We start from the raw sequence: 22,852 nt of genomic DNA, 5'->3' as shown, positions 1-22,852 counted from the left end.
TTTTACGAATGAAAAATCAAAGTGTAAAGAAAAATATTGACTGGATATGTATTATCATATATAGCCTTTTAGTGATAATGGGATGGTTAAACATTTATTCCTCATCATTGGCTTCTATGGAAGAGACATCAAATAAACAATTGATGTTTATCATTCTAACTATCCCTCTAATTTTTATTTTACTCTTTGTTGATGGAAAACTATATGAAAAATACGCTAGCGTAATCTATATCATAGGTCTAATCTCATTAGCTGGTTTATTTGTATTAGGAAAAACAATTAAAGGACAAGCCAATTGGTATTCTTTTGGATCTTTCGGTATTCAACCCTCTGAGTTTGTTAAATCAGCCACCGCTTTAGCATTGGCTAAATATTTAAGTGATACCCAAATCAATTTAAAAGATACTAATAGACAATTACAAGTACTTAGCATTTTAGGACTTCCTATTTTACTGATTGTTTTTCATGACCCGGGAAGTGCTTTAATCTACTGCTTTCTTATAATCGTTTTGTATCGAGAAGGATTACCCGCATGGTACATTTGGACAGGATTTATAGCCATTTTATTGTTTGTATTGACACTGGTTTTAGAGCCACAATATGTTATTTTACTTTCTTTATTAGCTATAATTATTGTTTATTTCAAATCCCGTTTAGCCGATAGAAACATTGTAGCAAGCAGTATAATATTAGTTTTAATATCAGGCTTTGTGTTATCTGTAGATTATGTTTTTGACAATGTATTCAAACAACACCACAGAGACCGTTTTAATATACTATTAGGTAAGACAGTGGATTTGAAGGGAATTGGCTATAATACCAATCAATCTGAAATTGCCATTGGTTCCGGTGGATTATTCGGAAAAGGTTTTCTCGAAGGCACACAAACCAAAGGCGGTTTTGTTCCTGAGCAACATACCGATTACATTTTTACCACTGTAGGCGAAGAATGGGGATTTGTGGGTTCATTAGTAGTTGTAGCATTATTTGTAACCTTATTACTAAGAATTGTTTACTTAGCAGAAAGACAAAAAACCAAATTTAGTAGAGTGTATGGGTATTGTACCGCATCCATATTATTCATCCATTTCTTTGTAAATATTGCCATGGTTATTGGGGTTTTCCCAACTATTGGAGTACCACTACCTTTCTTCTCGTATGGAGGTTCTGGTCTATGGGGATTTACCATTTTGCTTTTTATATTCCTTAAAATGGATGCCAATAAAGTAAATGAATGGTAATCTTGTTGATTTTATAAAGATTATTTCGAAAGCCAAGAACTAATATCTACACTTTTTTCCAAACTATTCTCAATGCTGTTTTCTAATTTTGGAAAAAAATCAATTCCCGTAATTGATTCTATTTTATCTACCGAAACTACATAATCAAAAATGGGTTTACTGCTTTTTTCATTTGGAACTAAAAAAGCAATCATTTTATAATTCCCTTTGGAATGACTCAATGCAATTTTATAAAAATATTTTGGCACAATAACCTTTTCTGTCCCAATAGCTTTTAAATTCCCTTTTAAAACACCACCTGTAACCACAATTAACCCATCATTTTTAACTGCCCAAAAACGAATCTTTTGTTCCAATCGATTCCAGATACCACTATTAAACTCATGGTTTTGCGGACTTATGTTCGAAGTAAAAAAAGTATCGTTGTACGCATTGATATCAAATTCCATATCGGCAGCTGGACACAAATGCCCTTTATCATATCCTGACTTTTTATAATTTTTCCAATGAGCCGATTGCGTTGTTACTTTAGGATCCTCAATAAAATACGGCCGTTTAAAGTTACTATTTTTTACATAATTTTTCTTTAATTCATAAGCTACCCATTCTGCTTGTTCTGCTTTTTCATTATAAGACAAAGTATAATAATTGTGTTTTACAATTTGTGAAGTAGTCGAAGTAGGCAAATAAAAATTCAAATCTCGATTCGATTGAGTTGTTGTTGTGGAATTTAATTCATTTGAATTTACTTTCTCTACTAATGGCACATCAAATTGATTATAAGCCAAAAAAGAAAAACCAACAACTATAATCCCAAAAAGAAACTTAAAATTCATATTATCTGTTTTAAACAAAAACGCTCTGAAAATTAGTTTAATTTTCAGAGCGGATTCTTTATTAATTTTTTTATTAATTTGTTTTAGCTAACTTTTCCTTTTTAGATTTATTAACTGTAACGGTTGTCTTTTTTAAATTTACTTTAGTTTGTAAATCATCCAAAACATTCAATGCTTCTTCAACATAAATGTCTTTGGCTAAACTTTCGTGCCAACGATCGCGTTTTTCTTTCAAAATATTATCTTTACTCATTTGCTCTATTTCATAAGGCAGTGAAGTAAATTTTAAATCGTTTTTATAATCAAAAATAGGTTTGAATTTCTTAGCTTTTTCTTCAATCGCATTTTGCGCTTTTCTGAATTTATCAATATTTAAGCTATATTCATTTTCTTCGCTTCTGGTATCAATCCATTTTGCATTTTCCTCAATCAATTTAAATTGTGGATTGTTTGCAATACGTTCTTTACTATGCAAAACTGCTTTACCAAAATTAGCATTATTGTCCCAAACGGTATAATCAGCTGGATCAATCTTGTCCCAAGGCATTGCATTTTCTACATCGCGTTCGCCCATTTTTAAGTAAGCATAACGGTCTGGCATCACCACATCACTTCTCACTCCTTCTAATTGTGTAGAACCACCATTAATTCTATAAAATTTCTGAGTAGTTGTTTTAAGCGCACCTAAGTCCCCTACCTCATTACTGCGTACAAACTGATTCAAATCGATTACATTTTGAACCGTTCCCTTACCATAGGTTTGTTTACTACCAATGATAACACCACGTTTGTAATCTTGAATAGCTGCCGCCAAAATCTCTGAAGCCGAAGCCGAAAAACTGTTAACCATAATTACTAACGGCCCGTCCCACTCTATTTTCTTATCTCGGTCATACAACACTTCTTTCTTTCTGCCTGCTGATTTAATTTGGACAATGGGTCCTTGTTCAATAAACAATCCTGCAATATCTACAACCGTAGACAAAGATCCACCACCATCATCACGAACATCTAAAACAATACCGTCAACCTGAGCCTCCTTTAATCGAGCTACTTCATGAGCAATGTCTTTACCGGCATCTCTTCCATCTTTATTTTCGAAATTGATATAGAATTTAGGCAAATATATTACTCCGTATTTCAATCCGTTTTTATTAACGATACTTGATTTAGCATAGGTTTCTTCAATTTCAACAATATCTCTAATGATTGAAATTACTTTAATGGTTCCGTCTACTTTTTTGATAGTTAAGCGTACTTCGGTGCCTTTTTTTCCTTTAATTTTCTTGACTACATCATCCAGACGCATTCCTACTACATCTACTGGCTGACCGTCTCCTTGAGCCACTTTCATTACAATATCTCCAGCTTCCAGCTGTTTTCCTCTCCAGGCTGGTCCACCAGAAATTAATTCTGAAATCTCGGTGTAATCATTTTTCTTTTGTAAACGAGCGCCAATTCCTTCTAATGTCCCACTGATGCTAACATCAAAACGTTCTTTTTCTTCTGGTGCAAAATAATTAGTATGCGGATCAAAACGAGCAGTAATAGAATTGATATAAACCGAAAACCAGTCGTTACGATCTAAATCTTTCATAAAACCAAAATACTCATCCAAAGATTTTGAGGTACTCTCACGAGTTTCTTTTTCTAATTCTTCAAAAGATTTAGGCTTACTGTCCTCTGCCGAAACTTCTTTTTTAGGTTTTTCAGCTCCGGAATGATCATCAGGATTCTCTAAAGGATTAGAAATCAAATCAGCTTCATCAGTAGAAGGTTTTCCTTTGTTTTCTTGCATTTTCAAACGATCCGTTAAAGAAGAAAGAGTAGTCAATTTTAATTGTTTTCTCCATCTTTCTTTTAATTCTGCATCCGTTTTAGAATAAGGTGATTTCTCATAATCTGTATTAAAACTTTCGTCAACAGTATAATCAAAAGGAGTTTTTAAAATTTCTTTGTAAAAAGCCTGACTTTCCTTCATTCTTGTCATCAAACGATCGTAAGTTAAGGTAAAGAATGTCAAATCTTTATTTCTCAATTCATCATCTAATTCTAATTCGTACTTTGAAAATTCATCAATATCCGATTGTAAAAAAAATCGCTTAGACGGATCTAGTGCCTGAATGTAATCCTTATAAACTCCTTTAGAAAAAGCATCATCAATAGTTGCTGGTTCATAATGTCCTTTTTCAATAACAAAAGTCAATAATTCTAAAAGTAATTTATCTTTATCAGGATCAGCTTCAGAGGCCGATTTTATTTTAAAAGCAAACAATGTCACCGACAAAACAGCAACCGCAATAAGTAATTTATAATTTCTCCTCATAAGACTAATAATAGTATTCATCCAAATTTTTAAACTAAGTTAAGTGAAAAACCAAACCAACAATAATAAGGTCTCCATAATTTTTTGTTAAAGATATAAAATTGTTTTTTTCTTAATACCAATAATTAAACAACAAAATAAAATTGTTTACTTTGTTCCAAATATTGCACTTATCGATGCTTTAGATATTCAAAAAATCCTTTTTCGACCCATGAAAAAAACGAAACCCTTAATTTTAATTACAAATGACGACGGTGTTACAGCTCCTGGAATCAAAGCTTTAATTGAAGTAATATCCCAAATTGGAGAAGTCGTAGTTGTTGCTCCAGACAAACCACAAAGCGGAATGGGACACGCTATTACTACTAATGAAACTTTATATTTGAATAAAATTTCATTAGAAAATGATCCTATTACCATTTATAGCTGTTCAGGAACACCCGCTGATTGTGTTAAAATTGCCGTTAACGAAGTATTAAAAAGAAAACCCGATTTGTGTGTTTCTGGTGTTAATCACGGTTCTAATTCTTCAATCAACGTTATTTATTCAGGAACGATGAGTGCTGCTATTGAAGCTGGAATTGAAGGAATTCCTGCTATAGGTTTTTCACTTTTAGACTTTGAATGGAATGCCAATTTTGAAGAAATCAAACCTTTCATAAAAAAAATAACTTTAGAAGCATTAGAAAACAAACTACCTAAAGATGTTGTTTTGAATGTAAATTTCCCTAAATTAAAACAAGAAGAAATCAAAGGAATTAAAATTTGCCGTCAGGCAAAAGCATTCTGGCAAGAAAAATTCCATAAAAGAAAAACGCCTCAAGGACGCGATTATTACTGGTTATCTGGCGAATTTATAAATCAGGATCAAGGCGAAGATACTGACGAATGGGCTTTGAATCACGGCTACATTTCTATAGTTCCGGTTCAATTTGATTTGACTGCCTATCATGCCACCCAACAACTTAATTCCTGGAATTGGAACGAATAATTGCATTTAAAAATTAGCTTTATTTGATTCCTGATGATGGAATGGTTAATTTTGGTTTGATTTTAAATTAAGCAGCATACAATGAAATACTACATTATAGCCGGAGAGGCATCAGGTGACTTACATGGTTCTAATTTAATGAAATCACTTTTGGAACAAGATTCCAATGCTGAAATCCGTTTTTGGGGTGGCGATTTAATGCAGGCTGTTGGTGGGAATTTGGTCAAACATTACCGCGAATTAGCTTTTATGGGATTTGTAGAGGTGCTGTTTAACTTAAAAACCATTTTAAACAATATTAAAATTTGCAAAGAAGATATTAGCCAATTCCAACCTGATGTGATCATTTTTATCGATTATCCAGGTTTTAACATGCGCATTGCCAAGTGGGCTAAAGAAATTGGAATCAAAACCCATTATTACATTTCGCCACAAATTTGGGCTTGGAAAGAAAACAGAATAAACGCGATTAAAAGAGATGTAGACAAAATGTATGTGATTTTGCCTTTCGAAAAAAACTTCTACGAAGACAAACATCATTATCCAGTGGAATTTGTGGGACATCCGCTTATTGATGCGATTCAGAATCAAAAACCAATTGAAGCAGCTACTTTTAGAGCCGAAAATAATTTAAACGAAAAACCGATTATTGCGTTACTTCCGGGAAGTAGAAAACAAGAAATTACCAAAATGCTTTCGGTAATGCTTAGCGTAGTGGATGATTTTCCAGATTACCAATTTGTAATTGCGGGCGCTCCAAGTCAGGAGTTTTCTTTTTACGAAAATTTTATAACCAAAAAGAATATCAAATTTATTTCTAACAAAACTTATGATTTGTTAAAAATCGCTCATGCTGCCTTAGTTACTTCGGGAACAGCCACCTTAGAAACGGCACTTTTTAAAGTTCCAGAAGTAGTTTGCTACAAAGGAAGTTGGATTTCGTACCAAATTGCAAAATGCATCATTACCCTGAAATACATTTCATTAGTCAATTTAATTATGGATGAAGAAGTGGTAACCGAATTAATTCAGGAAGATTGCAATACTAAAAATATAAAAAAGGAGTTAAATAAAATACTAGATCCTGAATACCGAAAAAACCTTTTGGTTCAATACAATACTTTAGAACAAAAGTTAGGCGGAACAGGTGCTAGCGAAAAAACAGCTCAATTAATTATTGCCGATTTGAATGCGTAGAATAAGTCTTTTAAAACCGTTATTTTTCCTAATTCTAATTGCCATTATTTTTACTTCTTGTAAATCTACAGCGGTTGCCACCAGCAAATCAGACAAAAAGAACAACAATAATCTTGTTGAAAAAATAATCCATTCGGCATCCGAAAATCTTGGTGCACCATACAAATTTGCTGGAACTACCAAATCCGGTTTTGATTGTTCGGGATTGGTTTTTTCGACTTTTAAACAATATGACATCGTCCTCCCTAGAAGTTCTGCTGATCAAGCTAAAGTAGGGATTGAATTAGGGAAAAACATTTCGAAAGCGCAAAGAGGAGACCTAATCTTTTTTAAAACCAATAATCGCAATAAGATTAACCACGTTGGAATTGTTACCAAAGCTAAAAACGACGAAATTGAATTTATTCATTCCTCTACTTCTAAAGGGGTAATCATTTCTTCTACCAAAGAATCCTACTACGGAAAGACTTTTACACAAATCAACAGAATTTTGCCTTAAAAAAATAAAATATTATCGAAAATTCGTACTTTAGAATCATGAAAGTACTGCAATTTCCTTTGGCAAGAATCACAATTGGTTTCCTATTTGGGATTCTAACCGCTTTCTATTTTCATCCGAATCCAAATCTAGTATTTGGGCTTCTCTTTGTTTTATTAACATTACTAATTCTTTTGTTTTTTGGAACAAAAAAAACGAAGAACACTCCATTTTATTTTGGAATACTTACCTATTCCATTTCTTTTTTAATTGGAATCAGTAGTTTAATTGTCCAAACTAATTCCTTAGAAAAAAGCAACTACAGTAATGACAATAGTGTTTTTGAAAAAGAAATTTCGATTACATTAATCATTCGGGAAAAATTAAAAAACACCAGCTACAATAAGCGCTACATTGCTCTAGTCCAGACCATAAATCAAAAAAACTACAGCGGACGAATTTTACTCAACATTCCTAAAAAAAGTATCACTACTCCAATTGAAGTGGGAACAATTTTACGAATTCGAGGTTCTTTGATTAAAAACAAGAAGCCAGACAATCCAAACCAATTTGATTATGGCAACTATCTCAAGCAAAAACAAATTTATGCTCAATTGTATGCTAATTCGGGAAGTATAGAACGAAGTCTTGAACCTTATAAAGACATTTGGTATTACAGTGCTAAAATTAGCTCAAGAATTACCCATAATTTAGAAAAATCAGCTTTTAACAAAACAGCTTTAGCCGTTGCAACCGCTTTAATTTTAGGTCAACGACAAGACATTGCTCCTGAAATAGTACAAGATTATCAATACGCTGGAGCCGTACACATTTTGTCCGTTTCAGGTTTGCATGTGGGATTTATTTTCCTGTTCTTAAATTTTATTTTAAAACCCATTTCAAATACTAGAAAAGGCGCTTTTATAAAATTAAGCATCATACTCATAAGCTTATTTCTATTTGCTTTAATCGCTGGATTGTCACCTTCTATTGTTCGTTCAGTTACCATGTTTTCTTTTGTTACAATTGGATATTATCTCCGAAGAAACGTTAATATTTACCACACTTTACTAGTATCCATGTTATTAATATTGCTTTTTCAAGCATATTTTTTATTTGATGTTGGTTTCCAATTGAGTTATCTTGCTGTATTTTTTATTGTATGGTTTCAACCTGTTTTAGCTACCCTTTGGAAACCAAAAAACAAAATACTAAAATACAGTTGGGACATCCTCACAGTTTCATTTGCAGCACAAATAGGCACTTTGCCATTAAGTTTGTATTATTTTCATCAATTTCCGGGATTGTTTTTCATTACTAATTTGGCGGTAATTCCGCTGGTTAGCATCATTATGTTTATCGGAATTGTAGTTATGGGATTTGCTGCTTTTGGATTCACAGCACTTTGGTTAAACAAACCTTTAGAATGGAGCATTATTTTACTCAACAAAATCATCAATACGATTGCTTCTTTTGAACAATTCATTATCAAAGACATTCCGTTCAATTTTAGCTTACTGACATCTAGTTATATTTTAATTATTGCACTAATTGTTTGGTTTAAAAAACCTTATTTCAGTAGGCTTTTAATTGTTATGATTTCAATAATTACATTCCAATTAGCATTGGTAATAACCCATTGGCAAACTCAAAATCAAGAAGAATGGATTGTTTTTAATGTAAAAAGAAACACATTGATTGTACAGCGCAAGGGAGATGAAGTTTCTCTATATTCGAATGATAGTGTGGTTAGAAAAAGTAAAATATTAAACTCTTATTTACTTGAAAATTTTAGCCAAATCAAAAATCAAAAAACATTACGGCACACAGCCTATTTTAAAGGAAATAAAATCCTTATTTTGGACAGTCTAGGTATTTTTCCAAAAAACATAAAACCAGATATTGTACTACTCACTCAATCGCCTAGAATAAATATAGACCGAATGCTATTGGACTTAAAACCAAAAATAGTAATTGCGGATGGATCCAATTACAAGTACATTTTAAAACAATGGGAAATGAGTTGTAAAAAACAAAAAATCCCTTTTCACGCTACTGCCGAGAAGGGATTCTATAAATTAAACTAAATCTTATTTTTGCTCTAAAATTCCATTAGCCACTTCTAACCAAGCTACTGAACCACCTGGAACATATCCTGTTTTTCCAAGTCCTTGAAAATTAACTTTTCCATCTTTAGTAGCTGCTGTAGCAAACCAAACTGTTGGGTATCCTGGAACTTGAAACGCTTGTTCCAATCCTTTATTTTGCATTCTCAATTCGTCTGATTGTGGAACGCTTCTAGGGAAATCTAACTCGACTAATATCACTTTTTCATTTGCCCATTTTGTAAATTCTGGTGTAAAAAAGACTTCTTTTTGCAAACGAATACACCATCCACACCAGTCACTTCCTGTAAAAAAAAGCATCAAAGGCTTATTCTCTTTAGTTCCAATTGCCATAGCTTCCTTAACATCCGTATGCCATTTTAATTCTTCTTTTTGAGCCTGAGCAGAAACAATACCGATACAGAAAACAGCAATTAAATATATTTTTTTCATTTTATTTTTTTTTCACGAATAAGCACAAATATAATACCTAAATTTTATTTTACCCCGTGCATTAACTTTTTCATAAGAGGGTTTAAAATAATAACTATTATACCAGCAGCAGCAGGAACAACAGTAAAAATTAAAAAGAAAGTCGATAACGAATATGTATTGGTAATATTTTCTATTTGACCTCCAAGAACAGCCGCTAATTTACTACCAATTGCAATGGCCAAATACCACATTCCAAACATGAAAGCAATCATTCGCGCTGGAACTAATTTAGACACATAAGAAAGTCCTACAGGTGACAAAAATAATTCGCCAAGTGTATGGAACAAATAAGCTAAAACTAACCAAACCATAGAAACTTTAAAACCCTCAGTTATTCCGTAAGAACCATAAGCCAATAAACCAAAACCAATAGCCATGATGATTAATCCTAAACCATATTTGGCTGCAGCAGGCGGATTGAATCTACTATCCCAAATTTTTGAAACGCTGGATGCTAAAGCAATAATAAAAAAGGAATTTAAAATGGAGAACCAACTTGGATCTATTTCTGAAGCTTTTTTACTAAATTCATTGTTTAACATCCATATCGAAATTCCCCAAACCATTAAAAAAGTAATTGCTAGTACAATATTAGATACGGTTATTTTTTTCCAGGTTTGTTTAGCCAATAAAAACAAAACCCATGAAATGATAATTAAAGGAACTACAGTCAATAAAGTATTAATAGTATTAAAAATTGTCAAAGAAGTTCCTTCTAAACTTCTGTCCACATTGTCTCTAGCAAAAAGAATTAACGAAGAAGCTCCTTGTTCAAAAGACATCCAGAAGAAAATAGTGAAAAATGCAAAAACAATCACCGCAATCATTCGATCTCTCACTACAGTAGTATAACGCAACAATCGGGAAATAACCAAATATAAGAACAGCACTAATCCAAGTAAGATCATAAAAATAGAACCGTCCAGTCCATTCACTTTAAAATCAAACAAATTGATGCCACCAATTTTAGAAAGTGGATCATTAAAAGCGTACAATAAACCTATTGTAGTTGAAATTACTATTAAAGCATAATCTATAGTTGTAAAAGGATTCGGTTTGTCTTCAGGATCATTTGAAAGTCTTGATTTTGCAATAGCAGCCTCTCTTTTTTCTTTTGAAGGAGCGTCCCCAACGTCACCAAACAAAGGTTTTGCCATCCAAAATTGTAAAGTTCCTAACAACATAAAAACACCTGCTAAACCAAATCCCCAACGCCAACCTAAATTAGAAGCCAAGTATCCGCAAAGCATCATTCCAAAAAAAGCACCTGCATTTACACCCATATAAAAAATTGTATAAGCACTATCTTTTTTCTCTGGAAAACCTTTATACATTTCGGATAATATTGAAGTCATATTGGGTTTAAAAAAACCAGTTCCAATTACTAATAATCCCAAACCTAAATACAACATAAAAGGAGTATCCAAAAACATAGCAACATGCCCAAGTGTCATGATAATCGAGCCCACAACTACCGCCCAACTGTATCCTATGTACCTATCGGCTATAATTCCTCCAAATATGGGAGTGATATACAATAACATGGCATAAGTTCCATATAAAGCTCCTGCATTTTCTGCATTCCAACCCCAACCTGGATTTCCACCTGAAATAGAAGCGGTCAAGAATAAAATCAACAAAACTCTCATTCCGTAAAATGAGAATCGCTCCCACATTTCAGTAAAAAAAAGCACAAACAATCCTGCTGGATGCCCTAAAACAGGACTTTTAAAAAAATTATCTTGAGTATCTCGAATCATAAATGGAGTATTAATTATTGGTAAGTTTCTGTTTTGTTGGCGGAAATTAAAAAATCCATTCCAAATATAGTTCTAAAATCTAACTTCTTATTTTGAATTATAGATTTTCCTGTATAAAATTAGTCATCTTATTGAAAAGTTGAATTCGGGTCATTCCGCCATAAATTCCATGGTTGCAATCTGGATAAATTTGGGAATCAAATTGTTTATTGGCTTTAATCAACGCATTCATCATTTCCATCGAATTTTGAACATGTACATTATCATCGGCAGTACCATGAATCAAAAGGTATTTCCCTTTTAATTTACTGGCAAAATTAATTGGGGAATTGTCATCATAACCGCTTGGATTTTCCTGCGGTGTTTGCATGTATCTTTCCGTATAAACCGAATCATAATAACGCCAATTAATAACTGGAGCTACTGCAATAGCTATTTTAAAAATGTCATTTCCTTTCAAAATACAATTCGAAGCCATAAATCCACCATAAGACCAACCAAAAATTCCTATTCTGGTTTTATCCACAAAAGGATAATTCCCGATAACTTTTGCGGCATCAATTTGATCTTCTACTTCATATTTTCCTAGTTGCAATTGTGTTACTTTTTTAAATTCGGCACCTTTAAAACCCGTTCCTCTACCATCCGCGCAAACCACAATATAACCTTGTTGAGAAAGCATCATATACCAATAATCATCAACAGAATTCCATTGATTAGCTACTTGTTGTGAACCTGGTCCAGAATATTGCGTCATAAAAACAGGATATTTGTTAGCTGAATCAAAATCTTTTGGTTTGATAATCCAAGCATTCAATTCGTTTCCTTTCTCTGTTTTTAAAACAAAAAATTCTTTTGTTGGCAAATTAAATTCTTTTAATCGGTTTGCCAAAGCAGCATTATTTTCAATAACTTTCAATTCCTTAGCTGATTTTACTTCATTCAAAGTATAAGTAGTAGGCTGATTCACGCTGGAAAAAGCACGAATATAGTAATCGAAATTTGGACTAAAAGTGGCTTCATTAGTTCCTAATTCATTAGACAAAGCCACTTTATTTTTTCCATTCAATCCTGTTTTATAAACACCTCTGTTAATCGAACCGTTTTCGGTGGACTGATAAAACACCGTATTGGTTTTTTCGTCGAATCCATAAAACTTTGTGATTTCCCAATTTCCTTTGGTTACTTGATTCTTTAGCTTTCCCGTTTTATCATAATAGTAAATATGATTAAACCCATCTTTTTCGCTAGTCCAGATAAAACTATTGTCTTTTAGAAAAGTGAGATTATCGGTAACATCAATGTAAGCTTTGTCTTTTTCGTTCAAAACTACTTTTTTAGCTGCTGAACTTCCATCAATAAAAAGCAAGTCTAAATTATTTTGATGGCGATTTAAAACCTGAGCCGATAACACATTGGCATCATTGGTCCATTTCATTCTAGCAATATAAAAATCAGAATAGTTACTCAAATCCACCATTTTTGAATCTTTCGACACCAAATCAAAAATATGTAATGAAACCTGCGAATTTTTCTCGCCTGCTTTTGGGTATTTAAAAGTTTCTACTTCAGGATACAATTGCTGATTGAAAACCGTCATTGAAAATTCAGGTACTTCCGACTCATCAAATCGGATAAAAGCTATTTTTTTACTATCACTTGACCAATCAAAAGCGCGGACAAAAGCAAATTCTTCTTCATAAACCCAGTCGCAAATTCCGTTGATAATTGCATTTTTCTTTCCATCAGCAGTAATCTGCGTGGTCGTTTTTGATGCTATATCATAAACATATAAATTATTTTCTTTAGCAAAAGCAATCTTACTTCCATCAGGAGAAAAAGTTGGTTCCTGAATTTGGAGATCAAACAACTTCGTTAATTCCTTTTTCGAAATATCATACAAATAATAATCAGCGGTAAAAGAATGGCGGTAAATAGGGCTGGAATTACACGCCAACAAAAGCTTTTTTTCATCCGAATCAAAAGTGTAACCATCAATCGCTGGCATGTCTTTATGATTATTAGAATCAATAATGGTGGCTATTTTTTGCAAACTAGCAAAATCATACAAATCAATCTGCGTGGACTGTGCTGCCTGATTGAAATTCAAAACCGTGTATTGATTGGATTTTTTTAACGAATGCAATTCGTCCATATCCTGAGTGCGAAAAGCCCCTCGATAAATAGACTCAACGGTTATTTTTTGTTGTGCAAAAACAACCATACTCAACAAAAACAAAACGAAGGAAAGCAGCTTATGATTCATAATCTATGGGTTCAAATAAAATAATTTCAATTTTAATAAAAAAAAGGCAATTATCTCCCATTAAATTCATTTTTATTCAACAAATAAATAACATTAATCTTATTTATTGACTACAAATTAATTAAAAATAAAACTCCTAAAACGTATCTTTGTACCTCATTACCTTATAATCAATTGAAAATGAATAAAGCCATAGCAGGATTCTCAAAACTATCAAAAGAAGAAAAAATAAACTGGATAGCAACAACTTATTTTTCAAATCCTACAAATGCAATCCAATTATTAAAAAAATACTGGAATAGTGACGAAAAACTTCAAAAACTACACGACGAATTTATAGAAAATACCATTAGTAATTTCTACATTCCGCTGGGTGTTGCTCCTAATTTTTTAATTAATGATACGTATCACACCATCCCGATGGCGATTGAAGAAAGTTCGGTAGTTGCTGCAGCTTCTAAATCGGCTAAATTTTGGGCAACTAGAGGCGGTTTTAAAACTACAATTATCAATACTGAAAAAATTGGTCAGGTTCATTTTTTATTCAAAGGCGATGTTTCTAAACTGGAATTATTCTTTGTTCAAACCAAAACTAAATTTTTCTCAGAAACCGAAAATATTACTAAAAACATGCAACAACGCGGTGGCGGAATTCTGGATATTACACTAGAAAACAAAACCCAATTATTGCCCAATTATTTTCAGCTTCATGCTACTTTTGAAACCAAAGACAGCATGGGCGCTAATTTTATCAATTCTTGCTTAGAGCAGTTTGCCAATATCTTAAAAACGGAAGCTCAGGCTTACGAATTTTTTACAGAAGAAGAAAAAAACATCGAAGTAATCATGAGCATTCTTTCGAACTATGTTCCAAATTGTATCGTGAGAGCCGAAGTTTCCTGTCCGATAGAAGATTTGGCAGAAAAACACATTCCGAATCCTCAGGTTTTTGCAGAGCGTTTTGTTCAGGCGGTACAAATTGCCGAAGTAGAGCCTTTTCGGGCTGTAACTCACAACAAAGGAATCATGAACGGCATTGACGCAGTAATATTAGCAACCGGTAATGATTTTAGAGCTGTAGAAGCGGGAATCCATGCTTATGCGGCTAAAAATGGACAATACAGCAGTTTGTCTCATGCCAAAATAGAAAACGGAATTTTTAATTTTTGGCTCGAAGTTCCTTTAGCTTTAGGAACTGTAGGCGGGTTAACGAGTTTGCATCCTTTGGTCAAACTTTCGTTAGAAATGCTCGAAAATCCATCCGCTAGCCAATTGATGGAAATTGTTGCCGTTGCAGGATTAGCACAAAATTTTGCTGCTTTGCGTTCGTTAACCACAACAGGAATTCAGGACGGACACATGAAAATGCACTTGAATAATATTTTAAACCAATTTGAAGCTACAAACGAAGAACGTGATGCTATACAAAAACATTTTAAAAATAACATAGTATCGCACAGTGGAGTAGTCAACTTTATTGAAAGTCTAAGGAAATAATCATACTAGAACGAATTCTAATTCAATTTGGAGATGAACACAAAACAAACATTTTACAGCAACGGAAAATTATTAATCACTGCTGAATATCTTGTATTAGACGGTGCTAAGGCTTTCGCATTGCCAACAAAATTTGGTCAAAATTTAATTGTTGAAGAAACGAAAAATCCAGGAATCATCTGGAAAAGTTATGATGCTGATGGAAGTATTTGGTTTGAAGATACGCTCACTTTTTCAGAAATTAAAAACCCAATCGAAACAGAGGAAGAATCTACTAAGAAAACCTTATTAAAGATTCTGCATGAAGCCTATCTTTTAAATCCTGATTTCATTGAACAGACAAAAGGCTATCAAATCACTACCGAATTGACTTTTCCAAAAAAATGGGGATTGGGCACTTCTTCTTCACTTATCAATAATATTGCACAATGGTTAGAAATCGATGCTTATATATTATTGAATAACAGTTTTGGCGGTAGCGGTTATGACATTGCTTGTGCACAAAATAACACACCTATCACCTACCAATTGAAACAAGGAAAACCAAAAGTAGATGCTGTACTCTTTACTCCTAATTTTACCGATACCATTTACTTTGTGTATTTGAATAAAAAACAAAGCAGTAAAACAGCCATAGCCAATTACCAAAAAAACAAAATAGCAGATACCGAAAAAAACATTGTGAAAATAGACAAATTAACTCTGGAAATCATTCATGCAAAAAACAGCAATGCAATGGCTGTTGCAATAGCAAAACATGAAGCGATTATGAGTACTATTTTAGAAACTGCTACCGTAAAAGAGGATTTATTTTCTGATTTTATTGGTGAAATAAAAAGTCTAGGTGCATGGGGGGGCGATTTTATTATGGTTGTTTCCGAAATAAACCCTGTTACTTATTTTTCTTCCAAAGGTTTTAAAACTATCATTCCTTATAAGGATATGATATTGGAGTAATACCAATAATTTTTAAAATAGTTCATCAATAAATAAAAATTTATGTTTGTCAGTTCGAGTTTTTCATTAAAAAACGCGACAGCTTTTTTTAATGAAAAGTATCGAGAACTTTTTGCATAAAAAAAATACTTCTCGATACAATTTTGAATACTAATGCTGTCGCATTATTATCCAAAACCACTCGAAGTGGCGGCTGGCTAAAAAGCATAAAAAAACGTCCCGAATTTTCATTCGGGACGTTTTTTTATGAAATTAAAATTAATCTTACACTATAAAACTAGTAATTGAATTGTTTTCTATTGTCTTTAATATCAGCAATATCTTTAAGAGCCGGTAACACTCTGTTTACATCTCCTGCTGATTGTGCTTTTAATTTAGCGATATATGGACTTACATCTTTTACTGCTGGAGCTTTAACAACACTTGTTGTTTTAACTACGTAAACTCCTGTATTTCCTTCAATAGGAGCTGAAGTTTTATTAGCTGCTAAAGCAAATGCAGTTCCTACCACTCTTGGCTCTTGACCTACTCCACCGTTTAAAACTGGATTGTCTAAAGTAACATTAGCCGCTTGTTCTACTTTAGTTCTTGTAGCTTTAGCAATCGCTTCTAGAGAACCAGCTGTCATTTTAGCTTTAAGCATTTCTGCTTTTTTAGTCTTTTTCAATTTCGTTTCGATAAAAGGTCTTACTTGATCTAATGGAGCAAATCCAGAATCGTCAATATCTTTAACTTTTGCAATTACGTGACCTAAATTAGCTACTTCAAAACGTTTTACTGACCCTACTTTTGTATCGCCTTCAAATGCCCATCTTACAATAGCTCTTTGGTTTCCTAAAGGACCAAAATTCTCATCCATTGCTTTTACTGAAACTCCAGGAGTCACAGTCAATTTCATTTCTTTAGCTACTTTATTAAAATCACCTTCAGCCGCTTTCATTTCGAATTGAGTTGCCTGAGTAAAGATTTTATCAGAAGTCGCTTCAGATGCTTCTAATTTTTGAGCCACTGTAGCCAAACGAATTCCGTCTTGCTTATCTGTAACTTTTATAATGTGGAATCCAAAAGGCGTTTCTACTAAACCAATTTTTCCAATACCGTTGTTGAATACAAAATCATTGAAAGGCTTTACCATTTGGTTTGGACCAAAATAACCTAAATCACCACCTTGTTGAGAAGATGAATCATCAGAATATTGGAAAGCCAACATCATAAATCCATCAGGATTAGCATTAACTTGGGCTAAAATCTCTTCCGCTTTAATCTTAGCTTCTTCTTTTGTTCTTTTCTCTTTTTGATTTGGAACTTGAGCTCCTTCATAACTAATTAAGATATGACTTGCTTTAGCATTCACTCCTAACTTCTTACCTAACGATTTTGAAATACAGTAGTAATCTCCAAAAACATAAGGACCATACACTGCACCTGGAGCCAAATTAAATAATTGATCTGCATCTATAGCAGGTAAATCTTTCTTAGCCACATAAGTAGAATCATAAGGGATATCTGAATTTGAATTTACAAATTCAATCACATTACTAGTAGTTCTAAAACCTGCTACAGTATCATTTTTACCAGTCCCTTGGTTGTATACCACACTTCCAGATAACAATGAATTGATTCTTGTTTTAACCTCAGCTACATCAGCTGCTGAAGCTTTATCTTCAATTAAAACATATTCAACAGCACGAGATTCTTCTGCTTTGAACGTTTTTTCATCTTTCTTCATGTAATCTAAAATCTCAGCATCAGTCACTTTTACATCACTGTCTTTAATCGAAGAATATAATGCTCCTACGTATGAAAAATTAGCTTTATTAGCTTCCATTTCATACTTTAATTTACCTTCAGCTTGAGTAGTATAAGATGCTGATTTTATTAGAGTACTGTAAATTTGGTATTTTGCATTTAATTCTGCATCTTTTTCTCTTTGTTTCAAAAACTCAGCTTGTGCTGGATTTGTTTTAAAGTATTCTTTAAATTTAGCCAAATCAAACATTCCAGCAGCATTCAAAAACATTGGGTTTTGACCGATATTTTGATCTGCTTTTAAGATTTCTATAATGTGTTTTTCGCCAACTCTTAATCCTAATTTATCAAATTCATCAGATAATAAAGCTACTGAAACTTCTTGTTCCCAAACTCTGTTAGCCGCTGCTGTGGAAGTGATTCCTTGTCCACTTTTTTCAACATCACTTACTTTAAGTCTAAAACTCTCAAATGAAATATCTTTTCCATTGATGCTTCCTACATCTTGTGAGGCACTACTAAAGCCACCACTTTTAAATAAATCACCAATGATAAATGCAAATAAAGCTAATGCTATAACTGCAATCATTAAAGCGGAACGCTGTCTAATTTTTGATAAAACTGCCATTTTTATTGTTGTTTATTTTATATTCAGTTTGCGAAAATACAATTATCTAGTTAATAATAATACAAGTAACGTTTTATTTTAAAAGATTTTTTGTTTTTCTAAAAAAATCACTCTTTTACGGTCATTTTCACTAATTCAATTTTTTTATTTGTTGCCTCTTCAATTACAAAATGATAGTTTCCAATAGCAATTACATCGCCTTTTAGGGGAATCTCTTTTGTAAAATCAACAATAAAACCGCCCAATGTTCCATAAGAATCGCTCTCAGGAATTTGTAACTTATACGTTTGATTTAAATATTCTACATCAAAACGCGCCGAAAAAAGATAAACATCTTCTTCCAATTCTTTTTCGATTAATTCTTCATCTAAATCGTGCTCGTCTTCAATTTCTCCAAAAAGTTCCTCCACAATATCTTCTATTGTAATCATCCCCGAAGTTCCTCCATATTCGTCTAATACTACAGCCACACTTTTTCGCTTTTTAATCAGCAAATCCAGCACTTCTTTAATATAAATGGTTTCTGGTACAAATTCAACAGGAATAACTACCGATTTGATGTTTTTTGGCTTTTTGAACAAATCAAAAGAATGTACATAACCGATAATTTCGTCCAATGAATTCTCGTAAACCACAATTTTAGAATAACCCGTAGCCACAAATAATTCTTTAAGCTCTGTAACGGAATCATACAAATCGACCGCTACAATTTCAGTACGAGGACTCATAATATCCCGGGCTTTTACTCCCGAAAACTCCAGTGCGTTTTGGAAAATTTGAATTTCCGAATCTACTTCTTCACTATCTTCCACGGTACTCATTTGCTCAGTGATGTAATTCCCTAGCTCTATTTTAGAAAAATACAATTGAATTTGGTCTCCCTCGGTTCTAAAAAATTTCTTCAAAATAAAATCGGAAACCCAAATAATAAAAGTGGAAATAAAATAAAAAAGCAGGTAAAACCCATAAGCTGGAACGGCAAAAAACTTGATTAAAACATTGGAATAAATCTGAAAAAATACTTTTGGAAAAAACTCTGCTGTTATTAAAACAATCAAAGTGGAAAGAACGGTTTGGATAAACAAATTCAAAAAATCAGAAAAAGAATAACCCAATGATTGTATCCAATCCATTAAAAGGTCGCCCATAAAAAAACCATAAATAACCAAGGTTATATTGTTACCAATAAGCATGGCTGCAATAAACTTGGACGGTTTTTCGGTAAGTTTTGTTAGAATTTCAGAAATAAAACTATCTTGTTTCTTTTCGATTTCAAGATAAATTTTATTTGAAGAAACGAATGCTATTTCCATTCCTGAAAAAAAAGCAGATAGTATTAGACATAGTATGATAATACTAATTTCCATAAATTAGGATTTATGGTTGCTACGGTCTTGCATTTTTTTTGCAAATCTTTTTCTAAAGAAAAACATAAAAATTCCCAAGCCTGCCATTAAAAGGCTCAAAATAGGAGTTGCTCCTTCAACATTCCATTTTTCTACAGCATCGTAAATGAAAAATGCTGCTAAAATAAGATAAACGTAGGGTGTGTATTTTAATAAAGTCATACTATAAAAAATTGATAATTATTCAGCTGTTAGTACTTCGCCGGTTATTCTTTGGGAGTTAATCACTTTAAAGTCTTTACTAAAATCGATTCCCTGACCGTTCGAGACTCCTTTTAGATCCGTAAATTTAAACTTTTTCTCGGTAAAAAACCATTCATTTTTCTGGTCGTAATACAATTGCTCGGTTTCTAACATTTGTCCATCTTGCGAAACAATTTTTACCTTTCCTTGTAAATCGATAATATTTGTTTGTTTATAAGAAATGGCATAATTTGAAGTTACATGAGTTTCCTTTGCGTTCTTGTCATATATGGTAACATCAATCCCTTTTGGGAATTCAGTAAACGGAAAATCTACCGCTGCATAATCCAGCATCTTAGAACTTACCAAAACGATTTTTATAAACCCTGAATCGGTATATTTTAAATTTACTTTATCCGCATCTCCTGTAGGAGTAAATTCAGTAAAATTATTCTGTTGGACTTTTTTAAAATTACTTTCGCACCCAAAAAACAGAGTCACAGCACAGGCCATGACTACTGGAAAAAATTTATCTTTTTTTAATAAAAACATAGACAAAATGGTACTATATAGAAATTATTACTCGTGAGCAATTATTAATCAAATTTTCTCTTAACAAACCATCTGTCGTTAAACGAAAGACCTACGCTAAATTTAGCATAATTTTCTTCTATTAAACCCGCAGAAGTAGTACCTCGTTTTCCAAATTCGAAACCCAAATTAATATTAGAAAAACTTCCTGTAACTGGCAATCCCAATCCAAAACTCACTCCTTTATCTTTAATCGATTCGGAATCGATTACTAATCCAGTTTGTTCGTATTTTAGACCTGCTCTGTACACAATTCTTTTAGCATAACTGGTAAACGAATTGTAATTAGGTATAAAATAACCTCCAATGCTGTATTTCGTCGCTTTTTCATAAGAAGCTCTAGATGATGTATTATAAGTATTTGCTAAATCACCTTGGCTAGCCGAAATAAATTGTGTTCCTACTAACCATTTTTTAGATTCCCCTACTCCAAATCCAATTTTTAATTCACTAGGTAAGGTCAAGGTTTTCTCAAATACTTCTTCATCTGCACTTTGTACTGAAGCAAATTCAAAATTTGAATTAAAACTTACTACTGCAATATTTCTAGTATTATTTGAAGCTAATTTACTCTCTAATTTGTAACTCAAACTACTAAATAAACTTAATTTTTTATTCAATTTAGCCTGATACATGGCACCAAAATTAAAGTTCACACCAGACAAATCAGCTCTATTTAACTCACGACTTCCCGTAGCAACTCCATTTACAAATTGTGTATTAGTAGTTTCAATTCGACCAAAATTATAATCTACATTAGCACCCACACTGAAATTTGGAACTATCTTATAAGAAGCGCCTAAAAAAGCTTTATTCATGCCTCCTGTACCATTATCACGACTACCTGGGTCGCCTATCGCGGTTGGAATAACTTCTATTTTGTAACCCACAGAAGAATAAGGTATCAAACCAAAGCCAACACCTAATTTACCCATAGGCAATCCTACAGCCAAATAATCAAATGTTGTTCTTGTAGCTTTTTCTGAACTAGAATCATTTTTTAAAGTGGTTGAATTATACGTTCCTCCAACAGTAAAAGTGGTTAATTTTAGATGAGAATAACTAGCTGGATTATCTAAGTTGAGATGAATACTATCTTGTTCCACCTGAACTCCACCCATAGAACGGCTCTCTACAGTACCTTTAAACCTTACATCTCCAATTCCGTAAAAAGAATAAGGTGACGAAGTCCCTTCTTGGGCAAAAGACGCTAGAGACAAAAGTAAGCAAAGGCTTGATATAATTTTTCTAATCATTTTTGATTTTATATTGAAATGTTTGGTTCAAACTTTCCAATAGGAAATTTGAATTGGCAAATATGGTATTTTTTAATCGTTTAGCCAAAAAAACTGCATCACCACCCGTTAAAATTATGATAATATTTTTACAAGCTGCCTTATATTCATCTATAAAACCGTCAATCTCATAGACCAATCCGTTTACCACACCTGAATGTATGGATTCTGAAGTTGATTTTCCTATGTAAGTTTCCGGACTTTGCAAAGTCAACAACGGCAATTTTGCTGTAAACTGATGCAAAGATTCATAACGTAATCGGAAACCTGGCGCAATGGCACCACCCTGATACACATTTTTTTCATCAATAAAATCATAAGTAATACAAGTTCCTGCATCAATTACCAATCGGTTTTGATTGGGATACAATAAAGTAGCTCCCGCGGCCAGCACCATGCGATCGATTCCTAAAGTTTTTGGAGTTCCATAATTATTGATAAATGGAAAAGTATCTTGATGAGAAACAAAATGAACTTTAACCTGATTTTCGAATGCTACAAAAGATTGTTTTTCGACATCTCCTACCAATGAAACAACCAAATAATCTATTGTTTCAAATTTTTCTAAAATTTTTTTAATCTTTTTTTCAAGCTCGATTTTATCAAAAACAAAACTTTCCAAATGGGTATCTCCCTCAAAAACAGCGGCTTTAATTCGGGTATTCCCCACATCAACAGTTAATATCATATTTTGACTTTTGGTTTGGCGAAGGTACGAATAGATTTTTTCATAAAAATGTTTTGGATATATTAAAAATGGTTCTATATTTGCACCCGCAACAAGCACGGTACCTTAGCTCAGATGGTAGAGCAATGGACTGAAAATCCATGTGTCCCTGGTTCGATCCCTG

At 32.8% G+C, this 22,852-nt stretch carries 18 protein-coding genes; 7 read left to right on the top strand and 11 right to left on the bottom strand.

Annotated elements, in window-relative coordinates; genetic code table 11:
• Positions 1-8 precede the first annotated feature (8 nt).
• On the top strand, positions 9-1,241 hold the full coding sequence (rodA, locus tag AAGV28_RS00090) for a rod shape-determining protein RodA (RefSeq protein WP_373404814.1): 1,233 nt from the start codon (positions 9-11) through the stop codon (positions 1,239-1,241).
• A gap of 20 nt (positions 1,242-1,261) precedes the next feature.
• Here the strand turns inward: rodA and AAGV28_RS00085 are convergent, their stop codons facing one another.
• Complete coding sequence (locus AAGV28_RS00085; RefSeq protein ID WP_373404813.1) at positions 1,262-2,077, bottom strand: DNA/RNA non-specific endonuclease; 816 nt, start codon at positions 2,075-2,077, stop codon at positions 1,262-1,264.
• Positions 2,078-2,150: 73 nt separating this feature from the next.
• Entirely contained in the window at positions 2,151-4,424 is a 2,274-nt protein-coding gene (locus AAGV28_RS00080) for a carboxy terminal-processing peptidase (protein WP_373404812.1), read from the bottom strand.
• Between the two features lie 190 nt (positions 4,425-4,614).
• On the opposite strand from AAGV28_RS00080, the gene surE reads away from it, so the two are divergent.
• From surE to AAGV28_RS00060, 4 genes are all read left to right on the top strand, one after another.
• Positions 4,615-5,394: a 5'/3'-nucleotidase SurE gene (gene surE / locus AAGV28_RS00075; protein WP_373404811.1), complete on the top strand. Its 780-nt coding sequence runs from the start codon at positions 4,615-4,617 to the stop codon at positions 5,392-5,394.
• A gap of 81 nt (positions 5,395-5,475) precedes the next feature.
• Positions 5,476-6,591 (top strand): lipid-A-disaccharide synthase, encoded by a 1,116-nt coding sequence (lpxB, locus tag AAGV28_RS00070; RefSeq protein ID WP_373404810.1) that lies wholly within the window; start codon positions 5,476-5,478, stop codon positions 6,589-6,591.
• The gene (locus AAGV28_RS00065; protein ID WP_373404809.1) at positions 6,584-7,090 is read left to right on the top strand and encodes a C40 family peptidase; all 507 of its coding nucleotides are present in this window, start codon (positions 6,584-6,586) and stop codon (positions 7,088-7,090) included. The genes lpxB and AAGV28_RS00065 overlap by 8 nt, the downstream gene beginning before the upstream one ends.
• 38 nt (positions 7,091-7,128) lie before the next feature.
• The gene (locus AAGV28_RS00060) at positions 7,129-9,156 is read left to right on the top strand and encodes a ComEC/Rec2 family competence protein (protein ID WP_373404808.1); all 2,028 of its coding nucleotides are present in this window, start codon (positions 7,129-7,131) and stop codon (positions 9,154-9,156) included.
• Positions 9,157-9,159: 3 nt separating this feature from the next.
• Here the strand turns inward: AAGV28_RS00060 and AAGV28_RS00055 are convergent, their stop codons facing one another.
• From AAGV28_RS00055 to AAGV28_RS00045, 3 genes are all read right to left on the bottom strand, one after another.
• Positions 9,160-9,627, bottom strand: coding sequence for a thioredoxin family protein (locus AAGV28_RS00055; RefSeq protein WP_373404807.1), 468 nt, complete (start codon positions 9,625-9,627; stop codon positions 9,160-9,162).
• 44 nt (positions 9,628-9,671) lie between these two features.
• A complete protein-coding gene (locus AAGV28_RS00050; protein WP_373404806.1) occupies positions 9,672-11,429 on the bottom strand; it encodes a peptide MFS transporter in 1,758 nt (585 codons plus the stop codon).
• Between the two features lie 97 nt (positions 11,430-11,526).
• Positions 11,527-13,695, bottom strand: coding sequence for a S9 family peptidase (locus AAGV28_RS00045; RefSeq protein ID WP_373404805.1), 2,169 nt, complete (start codon positions 13,693-13,695; stop codon positions 11,527-11,529).
• Between the two features lie 180 nt (positions 13,696-13,875).
• Here AAGV28_RS00045 and AAGV28_RS00040 point away from each other — a divergent pair, with 180 nt between their 5' ends.
• A complete protein-coding gene (locus tag AAGV28_RS00040) occupies positions 13,876-15,192 on the top strand; it encodes a hydroxymethylglutaryl-CoA reductase, degradative (RefSeq protein WP_373404804.1) in 1,317 nt (438 codons plus the stop codon).
• Between the two features lie 33 nt (positions 15,193-15,225).
• Positions 15,226-16,149, top strand: a complete 924-nt coding sequence (locus AAGV28_RS00035; protein WP_373404803.1) for a GYDIA family GHMP kinase — start codon at positions 15,226-15,228, stop codon at positions 16,147-16,149.
• Positions 16,150-16,426: 277 nt separating this feature from the next.
• On the opposite strand, the gene AAGV28_RS00030 is transcribed toward AAGV28_RS00035, so the two are convergent.
• From AAGV28_RS00030 to AAGV28_RS00005, 6 genes are all read right to left on the bottom strand, one after another.
• Positions 16,427-18,526, bottom strand: coding sequence for a peptidylprolyl isomerase (locus AAGV28_RS00030; protein ID WP_373404802.1), 2,100 nt, complete (start codon positions 18,524-18,526; stop codon positions 16,427-16,429).
• A gap of 107 nt (positions 18,527-18,633) precedes the next feature.
• Entirely contained in the window at positions 18,634-19,893 is a 1,260-nt protein-coding gene (locus tag AAGV28_RS00025; RefSeq protein ID WP_373404801.1) for a hemolysin family protein, read from the bottom strand.
• Positions 19,894-19,896: 3 nt separating this feature from the next.
• Positions 19,897-20,094 (bottom strand): hypothetical protein, encoded by a 198-nt coding sequence (locus AAGV28_RS00020; RefSeq protein ID WP_373404800.1) that lies wholly within the window; start codon positions 20,092-20,094, stop codon positions 19,897-19,899.
• 18 nt (positions 20,095-20,112) lie between these two features.
• Complete coding sequence (lptC, locus tag AAGV28_RS00015; protein ID WP_373404799.1) at positions 20,113-20,667, bottom strand: LPS export ABC transporter periplasmic protein LptC; 555 nt, start codon at positions 20,665-20,667, stop codon at positions 20,113-20,115.
• A gap of 44 nt (positions 20,668-20,711) precedes the next feature.
• Entirely contained in the window at positions 20,712-21,962 is a 1,251-nt protein-coding gene (locus tag AAGV28_RS00010) for a hypothetical protein (RefSeq protein WP_373404798.1), read from the bottom strand.
• Positions 21,955-22,689: a type III pantothenate kinase gene (locus AAGV28_RS00005; RefSeq protein WP_373404797.1), complete on the bottom strand. Its 735-nt coding sequence runs from the start codon at positions 22,687-22,689 to the stop codon at positions 21,955-21,957. Before AAGV28_RS00005 ends, AAGV28_RS00010 begins: the two co-directional genes overlap by 8 nt.
• Between the last annotated feature and the right edge of the window lie 163 nt (positions 22,690-22,852).

This window comes from Flavobacterium zubiriense (genome assembly GCF_041729725.1).
In the GTDB taxonomy this organism is placed as follows: Bacteria; Bacteroidota; Bacteroidia; order Flavobacteriales; family Flavobacteriaceae; genus Flavobacterium; species Flavobacterium zubiriense.
The sequence above is the reverse complement of the archived record's forward strand: the minus strand, read 5'-3'. Positions and strand labels throughout refer to the sequence as shown.

Excerpts from the sequence above, each read along its gene's own strand:
- rodA (WP_373404814.1), top strand. The coding sequence starts at position 9 with ATGAAAAATCAAAGTGTAAAGAAAAATATTGACTGGATATGTATTATC.
- AAGV28_RS00085 (WP_373404813.1), bottom strand. The coding sequence starts at position 2,077 with ATGAATTTTAAGTTTCTTTTTGGGATTATAGTTGTTGGTTTTTCTTTT.
- AAGV28_RS00080 (WP_373404812.1), bottom strand. The coding sequence starts at position 4,424 with ATGAATACTATTATTAGTCTTATGAGGAGAAATTATAAATTACTTATT.
- surE (WP_373404811.1), top strand. The coding sequence starts at position 4,615 with ATGAAAAAAACGAAACCCTTAATTTTAATTACAAATGACGACGGTGTT.
- lpxB (WP_373404810.1), top strand. The coding sequence starts at position 5,476 with ATGAAATACTACATTATAGCCGGAGAGGCATCAGGTGACTTACATGGT.
- AAGV28_RS00065 (WP_373404809.1), top strand. The coding sequence starts at position 6,584 with ATGCGTAGAATAAGTCTTTTAAAACCGTTATTTTTCCTAATTCTAATT.
- AAGV28_RS00060 (WP_373404808.1), top strand. The coding sequence starts at position 7,129 with ATGAAAGTACTGCAATTTCCTTTGGCAAGAATCACAATTGGTTTCCTA.
- AAGV28_RS00055 (WP_373404807.1), bottom strand. The coding sequence starts at position 9,627 with ATGAAAAAAATATATTTAATTGCTGTTTTCTGTATCGGTATTGTTTCT.
- AAGV28_RS00050 (WP_373404806.1), bottom strand. The coding sequence starts at position 11,429 with ATGATTCGAGATACTCAAGATAATTTTTTTAAAAGTCCTGTTTTAGGG.
- AAGV28_RS00045 (WP_373404805.1), bottom strand. The coding sequence starts at position 13,695 with ATGAATCATAAGCTGCTTTCCTTCGTTTTGTTTTTGTTGAGTATGGTT.
- AAGV28_RS00040 (WP_373404804.1), top strand. The coding sequence starts at position 13,876 with ATGAATAAAGCCATAGCAGGATTCTCAAAACTATCAAAAGAAGAAAAA.
- AAGV28_RS00035 (WP_373404803.1), top strand. The coding sequence starts at position 15,226 with ATGAACACAAAACAAACATTTTACAGCAACGGAAAATTATTAATCACT.
- AAGV28_RS00030 (WP_373404802.1), bottom strand. The coding sequence starts at position 18,526 with ATGGCAGTTTTATCAAAAATTAGACAGCGTTCCGCTTTAATGATTGCA.
- AAGV28_RS00025 (WP_373404801.1), bottom strand. The coding sequence starts at position 19,893 with ATGGAAATTAGTATTATCATACTATGTCTAATACTATCTGCTTTTTTT.
- AAGV28_RS00020 (WP_373404800.1), bottom strand. The coding sequence starts at position 20,094 with ATGACTTTATTAAAATACACACCCTACGTTTATCTTATTTTAGCAGCA.
- lptC (WP_373404799.1), bottom strand. The coding sequence starts at position 20,667 with ATGTTTTTATTAAAAAAAGATAAATTTTTTCCAGTAGTCATGGCCTGT.
- AAGV28_RS00010 (WP_373404798.1), bottom strand. The coding sequence starts at position 21,962 with ATGATTAGAAAAATTATATCAAGCCTTTGCTTACTTTTGTCTCTAGCG.
- AAGV28_RS00005 (WP_373404797.1), bottom strand. The coding sequence starts at position 22,689 with ATGATATTAACTGTTGATGTGGGGAATACCCGAATTAAAGCCGCTGTT.